The 17,022-nt window shown below is 65.1% G+C and carries 9 protein-coding genes and 2 pseudogenes; all 11 read left to right on the forward strand.

Annotation, left to right across the window (positions count from 1 at the left end):
* Positions 1-13 precede the first annotated feature (13 nt).
* Positions 14-2,409: pseudogene (locus shn_RS15490) on the forward strand (circularly permuted type 2 ATP-grasp protein).
* Between the two features lie 22 nt (positions 2,410-2,431).
* On the forward strand, positions 2,432-3,319 hold the full coding sequence (locus shn_RS15495) for a transglutaminase family protein (protein ID WP_064331194.1): 888 nt from the start codon (positions 2,432-2,434) through the stop codon (positions 3,317-3,319).
* A 141-nt stretch (positions 3,320-3,460) separates the two neighbouring features.
* A complete protein-coding gene (locus shn_RS15500) occupies positions 3,461-4,681 on the forward strand; it encodes a TadE/TadG family type IV pilus assembly protein (protein ID WP_064331195.1) in 1,221 nt (406 codons plus the stop codon).
* A 207-nt stretch (positions 4,682-4,888) separates the two neighbouring features.
* A pseudogene (locus tag shn_RS15505) lies at positions 4,889-7,347 on the forward strand (glycogen/starch/alpha-glucan phosphorylase).
* The gene (glgB, locus tag shn_RS15510) at positions 7,347-9,560 is read left to right on the forward strand and encodes a 1,4-alpha-glucan branching protein GlgB (protein ID WP_064331197.1); all 2,214 of its coding nucleotides are present in this window, start codon (positions 7,347-7,349) and stop codon (positions 9,558-9,560) included. The pseudogene shn_RS15505 and the gene glgB overlap by 1 nt, the downstream one beginning before the upstream one ends.
* 24 nt (positions 9,561-9,584) lie before the next feature.
* Positions 9,585-10,847: a glucose-1-phosphate adenylyltransferase gene (gene glgC / locus shn_RS15515; protein WP_064331198.1), complete on the forward strand. Its 1,263-nt coding sequence runs from the start codon at positions 9,585-9,587 to the stop codon at positions 10,845-10,847.
* Between the two features lie 8 nt (positions 10,848-10,855).
* Positions 10,856-12,295 carry a glycogen synthase GlgA gene (gene glgA, locus shn_RS15520; RefSeq protein WP_064331199.1) on the forward strand — a complete coding sequence of 480 codons (1,440 nt, stop codon included), beginning with the start codon at positions 10,856-10,858 and terminating at the stop codon, positions 12,293-12,295.
* Positions 12,296-12,299: 4 nt separating this feature from the next.
* The gene (locus shn_RS15525) at positions 12,300-13,931 is read left to right on the forward strand and encodes an alpha-D-glucose phosphate-specific phosphoglucomutase (RefSeq protein ID WP_064331200.1); all 1,632 of its coding nucleotides are present in this window, start codon (positions 12,300-12,302) and stop codon (positions 13,929-13,931) included.
* 7 nt (positions 13,932-13,938) lie between these two features.
* A complete protein-coding gene (gene glgX / locus shn_RS15530; protein ID WP_084438055.1) occupies positions 13,939-15,906 on the forward strand; it encodes a glycogen debranching protein GlgX in 1,968 nt (655 codons plus the stop codon).
* Between the two features lie 104 nt (positions 15,907-16,010).
* Positions 16,011-16,499, forward strand: a complete 489-nt coding sequence (locus shn_RS15535) for a MaoC family dehydratase (protein ID WP_064331202.1) — start codon at positions 16,011-16,013, stop codon at positions 16,497-16,499.
* Positions 16,496-17,020, forward strand: a complete 525-nt coding sequence (locus shn_RS15540; RefSeq protein ID WP_064331203.1) for a GNAT family N-acetyltransferase — start codon at positions 16,496-16,498, stop codon at positions 17,018-17,020. The genes shn_RS15535 and shn_RS15540 overlap by 4 nt, the downstream gene beginning before the upstream one ends.
* The last annotated feature ends 2 nt before the right edge of the window (positions 17,021-17,022 follow it).

Below are 17,022 nucleotides of genomic sequence, written 5' to 3' on the forward strand. Positions count from 1 at the left end.
AGGAGTGAATGGATTGAAGACCACGAGTGTGGAGGCGGAACGCAGGGCGGCCGAGGCGGCACACGCCTATGCCCCGCTTCCGGATGTGGCCGACGAGATGGTCGACACCGCGGGCGTGGTGCGCCCTGTCTGGCGGCATTTCCTGAACGCGCTCGGCCGCATGGACGAGGCGGACCTTGCCGGCCGCTTCGCCCGCGCCGACCGGTATCTGCGCGATGCCGGCGTCTTCTACCGCGCCTATGGCAAGGAGGCGGTCAGCGACCGTGCCTGGCCGCTCTCCCACATTCCCGTGCTGATCGACGAAGCGGAGTGGGAAAACCTCTCGCGCGGCCTCATCCAGCGCGCCGAACTGCTGGAAGCCGTCGTCGCCGATATCTACGGCAAGAACGAGCTCGTCGCGAACGGCTTGCTCCCCCTGCCCTCGTCGCCTCCAACAACGAGTTCCTCCGCCCGCTCGTCGGCGTGCATCCCGCCGGCCAGCATTTCCTGCATTTCGTCTCCTTCGAGATCGGCCGCGGGCCTGACGGCAACTGGTGGGTGCTGTCCGACCGCACGCAGGCCCCGTCCGGCGCCGGCTTCGCGCTGGAGAACCGCGTGGCGACGACCCGCGCCTTTTCCGACGTCTATGCGGAAACCCATGTCCACCGCCTCGCCGGTTTCTTCGGCGCCTTCCGCACCACGCTGCAGGCCAACAAGTCGGCCGAGGATCGCATCGCCGTCCTGACACCGGGCCTTGCCAACGAGACCTATTTCGAACACGCCTACATCGCCCGCTATCTCGGCTTCATGCTGCTGGAGGGCGAGGACCTGACGGTCGTCGGCGGCCGGGTCATGGTGCGCACCGTCGCCGGCCTCAAGCCCGTCGGCGTGCTCTGGCGGCGGCTCGACGCCGCCTTCGCCGACCCGCTGGAACTGAACCAGAACTCCCATATCGGCACGCCCGGCATGGTGGAGGCGCTGCGCGCCGGCTCCGTCACCTTCGTCAACGCGCTCGGCGCCGGCATCGTCGAGACCCGTGCCTTCCTCGCCTTCCTGCCGAATATCTGTCGCCAGCTTCTCGGCGAGGACCAGCTCCTGCCGTCCGTGGCCACCTGGTGGTGCGGCCAGAAGAGCGAGCGGGAGCATGTCGCGGCCCATATCGAGCGCATGGTCATCGGCCCCGCCTATTCGACCCGCCCCTTCTTCGACGACAACGAACAGTCCGTTCTCGGCTCCACCTTGCGCGACACCGCCAAGCAATCGATCGCCGAATGGCTGGCGAGCGACGGTGCCAAGCTGGTCGGCCAGGAAGCCGTCACCCTCTCCACGACGCCCGCCTTCGTGGACGGCAAGCTCGTGCCGCGGCCGATGTCGCTGCGCGTCTTCGCCGCCCGCACGCGCGACGGCTGGCAGATCATGCCCGGCGGCTTCGCCCGCATCGGCGCCGGCGACAATGTCGCGGCCATCGCCATGCAGAAGGGCGGCTCGGCCGCCGATGTCTGGATCGTCAGCCGGAAACCCGTCGAGCGCACCTCGCTGCTGCCCGCCGAAGAGGTCTTCACCCGCAACATGCCCGGTAGCCTGCCGAGCCGCGCGGCCGACAACCTCTTCTGGCTCGGCCGCTACATCGAGCGGGCGGAAGGCGCCTTGCGCATCCTGCGCGCCTGGCACGGCCGTTACGCCGAATATGCCAATCCCGGGCAGCCGCTGCTGAAGGACGTCACCGACTACCTGGAAGCGCTCGACATCGACACGTCGGAGGCCGTGCCGACAAGCCTCATCCGCAACATCGACAGCGCGGTCTTCTCCGCCAGCAATATCCGCGACCGCTTCTCGCCGGATGGCTGGCTGGCGCTGAACGACCTGTCGAAGACAGCCCGCCGCTTCCATGTCAACGTCGAGGCCGGCGACGACGCGACGCGCGCCATGACCGTGCTGCTCCGCAAGCTCGCGGGCTTCGCCGGTCTCGTGCACGAGAACATGTACCGCTTCACCGGCTGGCGTTTCCTCTCCATCGGCCGCTATCTCGAACGCGGCCTGCACATGACGCGCCTGCTCGGCCACATGTCCGGCGAGGATGCGCCCGACGGCGCGCTCGACATGCTGCTGGAGATCGGCGACAGCGTCATGACCCACCGCCGCCGCTATAATGTCGCGACCGCGCGCCTGACGGTCACGGACCTCCTCGCGCTCGACCCGCTCAACCCGCGCTCGATCCTCTACCAGCTGAACGAGATCAAGAACGAGGTCGAGCAGTTGCCGAACGCCTATGCCAACGGCCAGATGTCACCCTTCTACCGCGAGGCCATGCGGCTGCATGCGGGGCTCGCGGTGATGACGCCGGAAACGATGACGGACGCGGTCTACAAGCGCTTCGAGACGGAACTCGAAAAGCTGTCCGACATTCTTGCACAGACCTATCTGAGCTGAGCGAGGGGGAGGCGCCGAAACCATGCTCTACGACGTCAACCTCCATATCAGCTACCTCTACGACACGCCGGTTTCCGGCGGCCGGCATATCGTACGCGTGCTGCCGCTGTCGATCGCCGGGCGCCAGCGGCTCGTCGCCGGCACGGTGGGCGTGACCCCCGGCCCCGGCGAACGGGTCGACCACACCGACTTCTTCGACAACCCGATGAGCGCCATCCTCTTCCGCAACGCGCATGAGCGGCTCGACATCCGCATGCAGGCGCGCGTGCATGTCGACATGCCGGAGCCCGCCGCCGACTTCTCCCCGCGCGTCACCGACCTGCCGGAGGATATCGCGAACTACTGGTCGCTCGATGCCGGCTCGCCGCACCATTATACCGGCCCGAGCCCGCGGCTGAAGGACTGCCCCGAGATCGCCGAATATGCCCGCTCCATCGTCAGGCCGGACATGACGATCCGCGCCATCGCGACGGCCGTCTGCGCGCGCATCCACAAGGATTTCACCTACGACCCGAAGGCGACGAATGTCGACACGACGCCGCGCGAGGCCTTCAAGCTGAAGCGCGGCGTCTGCCAGGATTTCACCCATGTGATGATCGTGGCGCTGAGGAGCCTCGGCATTCCCGCCGGCTATGTCAGCGGGTTCCTGCGCACCATCCCCCCGCCGGGCAAGGAACGCCTGGAAGGGGCGGACGCCATGCATGCCTGGGTGCGCTACTGGTGCGGCCGGGTGAACGGCTGGATGGAGCTCGACCCGACCAACGACATCCCCGCCGGCACCGACCATATCGTCGTCGCCTACGGCCGCGACTATGCGGACGTCGCCCCCGTCATCGGCGTTCTGAAAGGCTACGGCCAGCACAAGACGAACCAGGCCGTCGACGTCATCCCGGTGCGCCAGACGGCATGAAATCCCGTTTGGAAACAGCCGCAAAGGCCGGTTTCTCAGGGTCTATGCAATTTTACGAAAACTATACCACGCGCCCGAACCGTTAAATAACACTTCGCTGCTAGGTTCCCCCCACATTATGAAGATGGTGGGTGAATTCTCATGACGAAGAACACGGAAAGAAAGACCTGGGTCTCCCGCCTCCTGCGGGATCGCGGCGGCAATTTCGGAATGATGACGGCGCTCATCTTCCCAGTCATGCTGGCGGCCGGCGGCGTCGCCATCGACCTGACCACCATGGTCATGAAGAAGGCCGAGTTGCAGGACGCCGCCGATGCGGCCGCGCTCGCCGCGGCCTCGGCGCTCGCCAATGACGGCAAGAACATATCCGAGGCGAAGGTCATCGCCATGCGCTTCCTGAAGACGCAGATGAGCGGTTCGACCGCGGTCGAAGACGTCGAGGTGGGCGGCGAGAACGACGACCCGAAGAACGAATACGATTTCGATGCCTCCACCGTCGTCGACATCACCGAGACGGCGCTGCTCGGCAACGGCAAGTCGTTCAAGGTGAACGTCTCGACAAGCTACGAGATGAAGTTCAATCCCTTCACGCGGCTTCTCGGCCAGACGAAGACCACGATGAACGCCGCAAGTTCGGCGGAAAGCGCGACGGAATCGAAGAACGCCCTCTCGATGTTCCTCGTGCTCGACAAATCCGGCTCGATGGCCTGGATCACCAACGAAAAGGACACATCGGTCTATTCCTGCATCAACTGGACGGAATCGAACTGGGGCAATACCAAGACCAAGGCGACGAGCCCGTGCTATGTCTCCAAGATGGCCGCGTTGAAACTTGCCGTGGCAAGCCTCTTCACCCAGTTCAAGGCAGCGGACCCGACCAACACCTTCGTGCGCACCGGCTCGATCGCCTACGATTCGGTCAGCTACACGCCGAGCGCCCTGGCCTGGGGCTTCACGAATTCGCTCGACTACGTCAACAAGCTCAATGCCGAAGGCGGCACCGCCTCTGGCAAGGCCATGGAAACGGCCTACAACAGGCTGAAGGAATCGTCTGAAAACAAGGCGCACAAGGACAAGAACGGTCAGGTCCCGACCAAGTACATCGTCTTCATGACGGATGGCGACAACAACAACACATCCGACGACACGAGCACGAAGGCGACCTGCGCCGCCGCGAAGAAAGACGGCATGGAGGTCTACGCCGTCGCCTTCATGGCACCGACCCGCGGCCAGAATCTGCTCAAGGAGTGTGCATCGAGCACGTCGCACTACTTCCAGGCCGAGAACATGGCGGCCCTGGTCTCCGCCTTCAAGGTGATCGGCGAGCGCACCTCCGCAGTGGTCTCCCGCCTGACCAAATAAGCGGCATCCCGCTATCGGAAAACGCAAAACCCGCCGGGCTTGCCCGGCGGGTTTTTTAGCATGTTCAACGTGTTTCAGGCATGTCGAAAATGCATGCTGCCTTTCTTGAAAAGCATGTTGCAAGCGCTTCGGATAGATGCATAAATTGATTTAAACGCGACTTTCGCGAGAACAGACGCACAGAATGCGAGGGGGCAAAGTTCACCGATGATGAACCGGGTTACCAACAACGATCTCGCCCCCGCCCCCGATCATCCGATCGCGAACAGCTTGCGACCGAGCTGCTGGAGCGCCTCAAATACCGTATCGGCAAGGACCCGAAAGTGGCCAAGCCGCATGACTGGCTGACGGCGGCCATCCTGGTTGCGCGCGACCGCATCACCGACAAGTGGATGGACTCCACCCGCCGGACCTATGCGACAGGCGCAAAGCGGGTCTACTACCTCTCGCTCGAATTCCTCATCGGCCGTCTGATGCGCGACGCCATGACCAATATCGGTATCATGGACGAGATGCGCCACGCGCTCGCCTCGCTCGGCGTCGACCTCGACATCATCGCCGAGCTGGAGCCGGATGCCGCCCTCGGCAATGGCGGTCTCGGGCGCCTGGCCGCCTGTTTCATGGAAAGCATGGCGACGGTCGACGTGCCGGCCTATGGCTACGGCATCCGCTACGTGCACGGCCTCTTCCGCCAGCAGATGGCGGACGGTTGGCAGGTGGAACTGCCGGAGACCTGGCTTGCCCACGGCAACCCCTGGGAATTCGAGCGGCGCGAGAGTTCCTACGAAATCGGCTTCGGCGGAGCCGTGGAAACCATCAATATCGGCGAGGAAAAGCAGCGCTTCGTCTGGAAGCCGGCCGAGCGCGTCATCGCGACCGCCTATGACACCCCGGCCGTCGGCTGGCGGGCCAAGCGCGTCAACACGCTGCGCCTGTGGGCCGCCAACCCGATCGACCCGATCCTGCTCGACGCCTTCAATGCCGGCGACCATATCGGCGCGCTGCGCGAGAGCAACAAGGCGGAAAGCCTGACGCGTGTCCTCTACCCGGCCGACGCCACCTCCGCCGGCCAGGAGCTGCGCCTCAGGCAGGAGTTCTTCTTCTGCTCCGCCTCGCTGCAGGACATCCTGCGCCGCCACCTGCAGCAATATCCGGATTTCACCTCGTTGCCGGATGCCGTCGCCATCCAGCTCAACGATACCCACCCGGCCATTTCCGTTGCCGAACTGGTGCGCCTGCTCACCGACGTGCACGGCATCGATTTCGATACGGCCTGGGACATCGCCCACCGCACCTTCTCCTACACCAACCACACGCTGCTGCCGGAAGCGCTGGAAAGCTGGCCCGTGCCGCTGCTCGAGCGGCTGCTGCCGCGCCACATGCAGATCGTCTACGCGATCAATGCCAAGATCCTCGTCGAAGCACGCAAGGAGAAGGGGTTCGAGGACCAGCGCATCCGCAACATCTCGCTGATCGAGGAATCGGGCGAGCGGCGCGTGCGCATGGGCAACCTCGCCTTCGTCGGCTCGCACTCGATCAACGGCGTTTCGGCGCTGCACACCGAGCTGATGAAGGAAACGGTCTTCGCCGACCTGCACAATCTCTATCCGGACCGCATCAACAACAAGACCAACGGCATCACTCCGCGCCGCTGGCTGATGCAGTGCAATCCGGGCCTCTTCAACCTGATCCGCGAAGCGATCGGCGATGCCTTCATGGATGATGCCGAGGCGCTGAAGGCGCTCGACGCCTTCGCCGACAACAGGGATTTCCAGGAGCGTTTCGCCGCGATCAAGCGGGAGAACAAGAACCGCCTCGCCAACCTCGTCGGGAGCCGCATGGGGGTCCGCATCGATCCCGCCGCGATGTTCGATATCCAGATCAAGCGCATCCACGAATACAAGCGCCAGTTGCTCAACATCATCGAGGCCGTGGCGCTCTACGACCAGATTCGCTCGCATCCCGAACTCGACTGGGTGCCCCGCGTGAAACTCTTCGCTGGCAAGGCGGCGCCGAGCTACCACAATGCCAAGCTGATCATCAAGCTCGCCAACGACGTGGCGAAGGTGATCAACAACGATCCGGCCGTGCGCGGCCTGCTCAAGGTCGTCTTCGTGCCGAACTACAATGTCTCGCTCGCCGAGATCATGGTGCCGGCCGCCGATCTCTCGGAACAGATTTCCACCGCCGGCATGGAAGCGTCGGGAACCGGCAACATGAAGTTCGCGTTGAACGGGGCGCTGACGATCGGCACGCTCGACGGGGCCAATGTCGAGATGCGCGACCATGTGGGCGAGGAGAACATCGTGATCTTCGGCATGACGGCGGAAGAAGTGGCGAAGGTCAGGGCCGAAGGGCACAATCCGCGCGCCATCATCGAACAGTCGAGGGAGCTGTCGCAGGCGCTCGCCGCGATCTCCTCCGGCGTCTTCTCGCCCGATGACCGCAACCGCTTCGCCGGTCTCGTCGACGGCCTCTACAATCACGACTGGTTCATGGTGGCCGCCGATTTCGACGCCTATGACAAGGCCCAGCGCGATGTCGACGCCATCTGGACCGACCGGGCCTCGTGGTACTCCAAGACCATCCGCAACACGGCCCGCATGGGCTGGTTCTCGTCCGACCGCACCATCCGCCAATACGCCAAGGAAATCTGGAGAGCCTGATGATCGCACCGCCGAAAACAGGCACGACGGGTGGGCCGTCAGAGCTTCTGGCGAAGGCGGATATCGACGCGATCTTGGAAAGCCGGCACTGGGACCCGTTCGCCGTGCTCGGCCTGCATGCGGCCGGCAACGGCTATGTCGCCCGCTGCTTCCTGCCCGGCGCGGCTGAGGTGACTGCCGAGACGCTCTCGGGCAAGGAGATCGGCGAGCTGACGCAGGTCGATCCGGCCGGCATCTTCGCCGGCGAGGTCTCCGTCAAGAAACTCCAGCCGATCCGCTACCGCGCCAGAAATGACGGCGGCGAATGGGTGGTGATCGATCCCTATTCCTTCGGCCCGGTGCTCGGCCCGATGGACGACTACTACATCCGCGAGGGTTCGCACCTTCGCCTGTTCGACAAGCTCGGCGCCCATCCGATGACGCTCGACGGCATCGAAGGGTTCCACTTCGCCGTCTGGGCGCCGAATGCCAAGCGGGTCTCCATCGTCGGCAATTTCAACAATTGGGACGGCCGGCTGAATGCGATGCGGCTGCGCCGCGACACCGGCATCTGGGAAATCTTCCTGCCCGGCATCACCATCGGCCATGCCTACAAATACGAGATCGTCGGCATCAACGGCGAGGTCCTGCCGCTGAAGGCCGACCCCTTCGCCCGCCGCTCGGAGCTGCGCCCCAACAACGCCTCCATGACGACAGGGCCGATCGACCAGGCCTGGGAAGACGCGGCGCACCTTGCGCACTGGGCCGCTGCCGACGCCCGCCGCCAGCCGATCTCGATCTACGAGGTGCATGCCGGTTCCTGGCAGAAGAACGATAGCGGCGACTTCCTTACCTGGGACGAGTTGGCGAGCCGCCTGATCCCCTATTGCGTCGACATGGGCTTCACCCATATCGAGTTCCTGCCGATCACCGAATTCCCCTTCGATCCGTCCTGGGGCTATCAGACGACCGGCCTCTATTCGCCGACCGCCCGCTTCGGCGAGCCGGAAGGTTTTGCCCGCTTCGTCAACGGCTGCCACAAGGTGGGCATCGGCGTCATCCTCGACTGGGTGCCGGCGCATTTCCCGACCGACGCGCACGGCCTGCGCCAATTCGACGGCACCGCGCTCTATGAGCACGAGGACCCGCGGCAGGGCTTTCATCCGGACTGGAACACCGCGATCTACAATTTCGGTCGCGCCGAGGTTCTCTCCTACCTCATCAACAACGCGCTCTACTGGGCGGAAAAATTCCACCTCGACGGCCTGCGCGTCGATGCGGTCGCCTCGATGCTCTATCTCGACTATTCGCGCAAGCACGGCGAATGGGTGCCGAACGAATATGGCGGCAACGAGAACCTGGAGGCCGTGCGCTTCCTGCAGTCGATGAACAGCCATGTCTATGCCGCCCATCCCGGCATCCTGACCATCGCGGAGGAATCGACCTCCTGGCCGAAGGTTTCGGCCCCCGTGCACGACGGCGGCCTCGGCTTCGGCTTCAAGTGGAACATGGGCTTCATGCACGACACGCTGCAGTACCTGTCGCGCGAGCCGGTGCACCGCAAGTTCCACCACAACGACATGACCTTCGGCCTGCTCTATGCCTTCACGGAGAACTTCGTGCTGCCGCTCAGCCATGACGAGGTCGTGCACGGCAAGGGCTCGCTGATCGCCAAGATGACGGGCGACGACTGGCAGAAATTCGCGAATCTGCGCGCCTACTACGGCTTCATGTGGGGCTATCCCGGCAAGAAGCTGCTCTTCATGGGCCAGGAATTCGCGCAATGGCAGGAATGGAGCGAGGCGCGCGCCCTCGATTGGAACCTGCTCGAATATCCGCTGCACGAGGGCATGCGCCGGCTGGTGCGGGATCTCAACGGCACCTACCGCCGCAAGGCGGCGCTGCATGCGCGCGACTGCGAGGGCGACGGCTTCGAATGGCTGATCGCCGACGACCGGGAGAACTCCGTCTTCGCCTGGCTGCGCAAGGCGCCGGGCGAGAAGCCGATCGCCGTCGTCACCAACTTCACTCCCGTCTACCGCGAGAACTACGGGGTCCCGCTGCCGGTGGAGGGCCGCTGGCGGGAAATCCTCAACACCGACGCCGAGATCTACGGCGGCAGCGGCAAGGGCAATGGCGGCGCCGTGCAGGCCAAGAAAAACGCAAATGGAAGAATAGCAGCCACGATCACCCTGCCGCCCCTGGCGACGCTGATGCTCGAGCTGGACGCATAAGATTTCGACTGTCGGGAGGACACTATGGAGCAAAAGCGGATTCAACCCCTCGCCCGTGACGCGATGGCCTATGTTCTGGCGGGCGGCCGCGGCAGCCGCCTCAAGGAACTGACCGACCGGCGCGCCAAGCCCGCCGTCTATTTCGGCGGCAAGGCGCGCATCATCGATTTCGCCCTCTCCAATGCGCTGAATTCCGGCATCCGCCGCATCGGCGTCGCCACCCAGTACAAGGCCCATTCGCTGATCCGCCACCTGCAGCGCGGCTGGAACTTCTTCCGGCCCGAGCGCAACGAGAGCTTCGACATCCTGCCCGCCAGCCAGCGCGTCTCCGAAACGCAGTGGTACGAGGGCACCGCCGACGCCGTCTACCAGAACATCGACATCATCGAGGATTACGGCGTCGAATACATGGTCATTCTCGCCGGCGACCATATCTACAAGATGGACTACGAGCTGATGCTCCAGCAGCACGTCGATTCCGGCGCGCAGGTCACCATCGGGTGCCTCGAAGTGCCGCGCATGGAAGCGACCGGCTTCGGCGTCATGCACGTCGACGAGAAGGACCAGATCATCGCCTTCGTGGAAAAGCCGGCCGATCCGCCGGGCATTCCCGGCAATCCCGACATGGCGCTCGCCTCCATGGGCATCTATGTCTTCCACACCAAGTTCCTGATGGACCTCCTGCGCCGCGATGCCGCCGACCCGACGTCGAGCCGCGATTTCGGCAAGGACATCATCCCCTACATCGTCGAACACGGCAAAGCCGTCGCCCACCGCTTCACCGCCTCCTGCGTCCGCTCGGATTTCGAGCGCGAGGCCTACTGGCGCGACGTCGGCACGGTCGATGCCTACTGGCAGGCGAACATCGACCTCACCGACATCACTCCGGAACTCGACATCTACGACGGCTCCTGGCCGATCTGGACCTTCGCGGAGATCAAGCCGCCGGCAAAGTTCGTGCATGACGACGAGAACCGCCGCGGCTCGGCGATCTCCTCGCTCGTCTCCGGCGATTGCATCATCTCCGGCTCGACGCTGCACCGCAGTCTGCTCTTCACCGGCGTGCGCGCCAATTCCTATTCCCGCCTCGAAGGCGCCGTCGTGCTGCCCAACGTCATGATCGGCCGCCATGCCAACCTCAGGAACGTCGTCATCGACCGGGGCGTCGTCATTCCGGAGGGCCTCGTCGTCGGCGAGGATCCGGTGCTCGACGCCAAGCGCTTCCGCCGGTCGGAAGGCGGCATCTGCCTCATCACCCAACCCATGATCGACAAGCTGGAGCTCTAGTCGTCCTCATGAACATCCTTTCGGTGGCATCCGAAGTATTCCCGCTGATCAAGACGGGAGGCCTCGCCGACGTCGCCGGCGCATTGCCGATCGCACTCGCCGGGCATGGTATGCACATGCGCACGCTGATGCCCGGTTATCCCGCGGTCATGCAGCGGCTGGAAAGCGTCGAGGTGGTCGCCACCTTCGACGACCTTCTCGGCGAACCCGCACGCATCCTCGCCACCCGGCACGAGGGCATCGACATCCTCGTGCTCGATGCGCCCGGCTTCTTCGACCGGTCGGGCGGGCCCTATACGGATGCCACCGGCAAGGATTTCGTCGACAACTGGCAGCGCTTTGCCGCGCTCTCCTTCGCGGGCGCCGAGATCGCCCGCGGCCTGCTGGCGGACTGGCGGCCGGACATCGTGCATGCCCATGACTGGCAGGCGGCGATGACGGCGGTCTACATGCGCTATACCGGCCTGCAGCACATCCCCACCATCGTCACCGTGCACAACCTCGCCTTCCAGGGCCAGTTCGGCGCCGACATCTTCCCGGCCCTCGGCCTGCCGCCGGAAGCCTTCACCGTCGACGGGCTCGAATATTACGGCGATGTCGGCTTCCTCAAGGGCGGGCTGCGCACCGCCTGGTCGATCACCACGGTCAGCCCGACCTATGCCCACGAGATCATGACGGCGGACTACGGCATGGGTCTCGAAGGCCTGATCAATGCCCGCGCCGGCGACCTCGTCGGCATCGTCAACGGCATCGACACCGCCGTCTGGAACCCCGAGACCGACACGAACATCGCCCGCCCCTACGCCGCCGGCTCGCTGAAGCAGCGCGCGGTCAACCGGCGGGCGCTCGCCGAGCGCTTCAATCTCGAACAGGATGACGGCCCGGTCTTCTGCGTCATCAGCCGCCTCACCTGGCAGAAGGGCATCGACCTCATCGCCGAGGTCGCCGACTGGATCGTCGATCAGGGCGGCAAGCTCGCCGTGCTCGGCTCCGGCGACCAGGGCCTGGAAGGCGCGCTGCTCGCCGCGGCCTCCCGCCATCGCGGCCGCATCGGCATCGTCATCGGCTATAACGAGCCGCTGTCGCATCTCATGCAGGCCGGCGCCGACGCCATCCTCATCCCCTCCCGCTTCGAGCCCTGCGGCCTCACCCAGCTCTATGGCCTGCGCTACGGCTGCATCCCCGTCGTCGCGCGCACCGGCGGCCTCGCCGACACCGTCATCGACGCCAACGAGGCCGCCCTTTCCGCCCGCGTCGCCACGGGCTTCCAGTTCACGCCGATCAATGCCGAGGGCCTGCGCCAGGCGCTGCGCCGCGTCTTCAAGGCCTGGCGCGAGCCGAAAATCTGGGCCCGCATCCAGAACCAGGGCATGCGGTCGGACGTTTCCTGGGAAAACAGCGCCGCGCGCTATGCCGACCTCTATTCCAGCCTTCTTTCGCGAGTGTAAGCCGATGACCATCAAGACCGTATCGACCACGCCCTATTCCGACCAGAAACCCGGCACCTCGGGCCTGCGCAAGAAGGTCCCCGTCTTCCAGCAGAAGAACTATGCGGAGAACTTCATCCAGTCGATCTTCGATTCGCTGGAGGGGTTTGCCGGCGAGACGCTGGTGATCGGCGGTGACGGCCGCTACTACAACCGCGAGGTCATCCAGCTCGCCATCAAGATGGCGGCGGCCAATGGCTTCGGCCGCGTGCTCGTCGGCCGCGGCGGCATCCTTTCGACGCCCGCGGCCTCCAATGTCATCCGCAAGTACAAGGCCTTCGGCGGCATCGTGCTGTCGGCCAGCCATAATCCCGGCGGCCCGACCGAAGACTTCGGCATCAAGTACAATATCGGCAATGGCGGCCCGGCGCCCGAAAAGATCACCGATGCGATCTTCGCCCGCACGAAGTCCATCGACAGCTACAAGATATCGGACGTCGCGGACGTGAACCTCGATCTTGAAGGCACGCACGAGATCGAGGGCATGACCATCACCGTCATCGATCCCGTCGCCGACTATGCCGAGCTGATGGAGCAGCTCTTCGACTTCGCCGCCATACGCACCCTGCTGTCCGGCGGCTTCCGCATCGTCTTCGACGCGATGAGCGCCGTCACCGGCCCCTATGCCAAGGAGATCCTGGAAAACCGCCTCGGCGCCACCAAGGGCTCGGTGCTGAACTTCATGCCGCTGCCCGATTTCGGCGGCCACCATCCGGACCCCAATCTCGTGCATGCCCGCGCCCTCTACGAGACGATGATGGCCGACGACGCGCCGGATTTCGGCGCGGCCTCCGACGGCGACGGCGACCGCAACCTCATCATCGGCAAGGGCATCTTCGTCACCCCCTCCGACAGCCTCGCGCTGCTCGCTGCCAATGCCCATCTCGCCCCCGGCTATGCCAAGGGCCTCGCCGGCATCGCCCGCTCCATGCCGACCTCCGGCGCGGCCGACCGCGTCGCGGAAAAGCTCGGCATCGGCATCTACGAGACGCCGACCGGCTGGAAGTTCTTCGGCAACCTGCTCGACGCCGGCCTTGCGACGATCTGCGGCGAGGAAAGCGCCGGCACCGGCTCCAACCATGTGCGCGAGAAGGACGGCCTCTGGGCGGTCCTCCTCTGGCTCAACATCCTCGCCGTACGCAAGGAGAGCGTTCTCGACATCGTGAAGCAGCACTGGGCGACCTACGGCCGCAACTACTATTCCCGCCACGACTACGAGGAAGTCGACACCGACGCCGCCAACGGCCTGGTGGCCAACCTGCGCGGTGAGCTCGCCACGCTGCCCGGCAAGACCTTCGGCGCGCTGAAAGTCGAGACCGCCGACGACTTCGCCTACAACGACCCGGTCGACCAGTCCGTCAGCAAGAACCAGGGCGTGCGCATCCTCTTCGAAGGCGGCTCGCGCGTCGTCTTCCGCCTCTCCGGCACCGGAACATCAGGCGCGACGCTGCGCGTCTATATCGAGCGCTTCGAACCCGACCCCGCCCGCCACGACATCGACACCCAGGAGGCCCTTGCCGATCTCATCGCCGTCGCCGACGCGATCGCCGGCATCAAAAGCCGCACCGGTCGCGATGCGCCGACCGTGATTACCTGAGATGGCGATGACCGCCCCCTCCTTCGCGCCGGGCGCCACGCTCTCCGGGGACGGGGTGGAGTTCGCGGTCTATTCGCACGACGCCGCCCGCGTCGAGCTTTGCCTGTTCGACAAGGACGGCGACAGGGAACTTGCCCGCCTCGCCATGGGACGGGACGAAAACGGCTTCCACCGCGTCTTCGTCGAAGGCGCGACCGCCGGCACGCGCTACGGCTTTCGCGCCGACGGCGTCTATTCCCCCGACCACGGCCTGTGGTTCGACCCGGCGAAACTGCTCGTCGACCCCTATGCGAAGGAGATCGACCGCCGCTTCGTGCATGACGGCCGGCTCACCCGCTTCGGTGTCGAGACGGCGGAGATCGTGCCGAAGGCCATCGTCACGCGCGACCGGCCGGTCAGCCTGAAACCGCCGCTCTTCCGCCCCGGTGGCTTCGTCTACGAGGTGGCGGTGCGCAGCTTCACCATGCTGCATCCCGAGGTGCCGGAGAGAATGCGCGGCACGGTGGCGGCACTCGCCCATCCCGCCGTGCTCGCCCATCTCAAGCGGCTCGGCGTCGACGCCGTCGAGCTGATGCCGATCACAGCCTGGATCGACGAGCGCCACCTGCCGCCGCTCGGCCTTTCCAACAGCTGGGGCTACAACCCGATCGCCCTGATGGCGCTCGACCCGTGCCTCGTGCCCGGCGGCATGCGGGAGCTCGCCGACACGGTCGCGGCGCTCCGCGCCGAAAACATCGGTGTCATCCTCGACCTCGTCTTCAACCATTCCGGCGAGAGCGACCGCCACGGCACGACGCTCTCCATGCGCGGCCTCGACAATCTCACCTATTACCGCCATGTGGAGGGCCGCCCCGGCGAGCTGATCAACGACACCGGCTGCGGCAACACCATTGCCGGCGAACACCCGGTCGTGCGCCAGCTCGTGCTCGACAGCCTGCGCCATTTCGTGCGCCATGCCGGCGTCGATGGTTTTCGCTTCGACCTCGCGACGATCCTCGGCCGCGAGGCGGACGGCTTTTCCGCCCATGCCGCGCTGCTCTCCGAAATCTGCGCCGACCCGCTCCTGAAGGACCGCGTGCTGATCGCCGAACCCTGGGACATCGGCCCCGGCGGCTACCAGCTCGGCAATTTCCCGGCGCCGTTCCTTGAATGGAACGACCGCTACCGCGACGACACCCGCATGTTCTGGCGCGGCGACGGCGACCGGCTCGGCGCCTTCGTCACCGCCTTCGCCGGCTCCTCCGACATCTTCACCCGCCACGGCGGGGATCGCACCCGCTCGGTCAATTTCCTCGCCGCCCATGACGGTTTCACGCTGATGGACCTCGTCTCGCACACGGTGAAGCACAACGGGGCGAATGGCGAGGACAACCGCGACGGCCACAACGAGAACCATTCCTGGAACAACGGCGCCGAGGGCGAGACGACGGATGGTGCCGTCCTCTCCGCCCGCCGGGCGGATGTGAAGGCGCTGCTCTCCAGCCTCTTCCTCTCCCGCGGCACCGTCATGCTGACGGCGGGTGACGAGGGCGGGCGCAGCCAGCAGGGCAACAACAATGCCTATTGCCAGGACAATGCCATTACCTGGCTGCATTGGGACAGGCTGGACGAAGGCCTGATCGAACACACCGCCATGCTCTCGGCGATCCGCAAACGCTTCCCCGCCCTCACCGAAACGACCTTCTGGAGCGGCGCCGGCGATGTCGAATGGCGAACGCTGTCAGGCACCCCGATGACGGTCGGCGACTGGGAAGCGCCGTTCGCCGGAACCCTGCTTGTCCTTCTCAAGACACCTGATCTACAACAGCAGCGGATCGTCCACCTCGCGATCGCCATCAACCGGACGCATGGTGAGCAGGCGCTCGCCCTGCCGCCGCCGGAGGGACGCGACTGGACGAGCCTGCTTTCCGCCAACCATCCCGCGACCGGCCTCCTCCATGCCCGCAGTGTCGAGATTTTTGTCGAAAAGCACTGATCTTCATTGTCCGGACAAAGCGTCTCTCTAAAGCATGTCGCAAATGCGCCGCTGTCTTGCGAGAACACCGAATCCAGGCGCGCATCGAGCGGCAGGAAAACCATATGCCAGAGACCATTCACCTGAAGGACGTCAGTACTCTTGTCGGCACCGAACTCGGCCTGTCGCGCTGGTTCACGGTCGACCAGACGATGATCGACCGCTTCGCCGAGGCGACGGAAGACCATCAGTTCATCCACACCGACCCCGTGCGCGCCAGCGCGGAAACGCCGTTCGGCGGCACGATCGCGCATGGCTTTTTGACGCTCTCGCTGCTCTCGGCGATGAACTACGATTGCGTGCCGCGCATCGCCGAACAGACGATGGGCATCAACTACGGCTTTGAAAAAGTCCGCTTCATGACGCCGGTGAAGAGCGGCGCCCGCGTGCGCGGCCGCTTCATGCTCGCCGAGGCCCGCTTCCGCGGCGCCGGCATGGTGACCATCCGCTATGACGTGACCGTGGAGATCGAGGACGAGCGCAAGCCGGCGCTGACGGCCGACTGGATCACCATCATCCAGTTCGACCCGAAGGATCGCCCGGAGGACGCATGAAGATCCGGCCGGCCACGTCGGGGGACTTTCCGATCCTCGGTGCCTGCGACTTCTCCTTCCTCGTCACCCGTGAGGCCGTTCCACCCTTCGAAGGCGACTGGCTGGCGCATGCCCGGCCGGTGGAGCCCTACGCCAAGAGCTACGGCTTCGATCCCGATGAACTCGGCGCCCACGCGGGCGATGGCGACAGGGCGCTCTTCGTCGTCCTCGGAGATGAGGCGCCGGTCGGTTACATCGCGCTTTCGGCGGGGTGGAACAATTTCGCCTTCGTCGATGATATCGCAGTCGACATGGAATGGCGCGGCACGGGCGCGGCGCAACGGTTGATGCAGCACGCCTGCCATTGGACGAAGGAAAAGGGCCTGCCCGACATCCGCCTCGAAACCCAGACGAACAATATTGCAGCCTGCCGGTTCTACCTGCGCCAGGGTTTTGCGCTCGGCGGCCATGACCGGCACCTATATGAAGGGCTGTCCCCCGGCACGCGGGAGACAGCCCTGTTCTTCTATCGCTTCCTCTGACT

The sequence above is a fragment of the Shinella sp. HZN7 genome, from assembly GCF_001652565.1.
GTDB classification, from domain to species: Bacteria; Pseudomonadota; Alphaproteobacteria; order Rhizobiales; family Rhizobiaceae; genus Shinella; species Shinella granuli.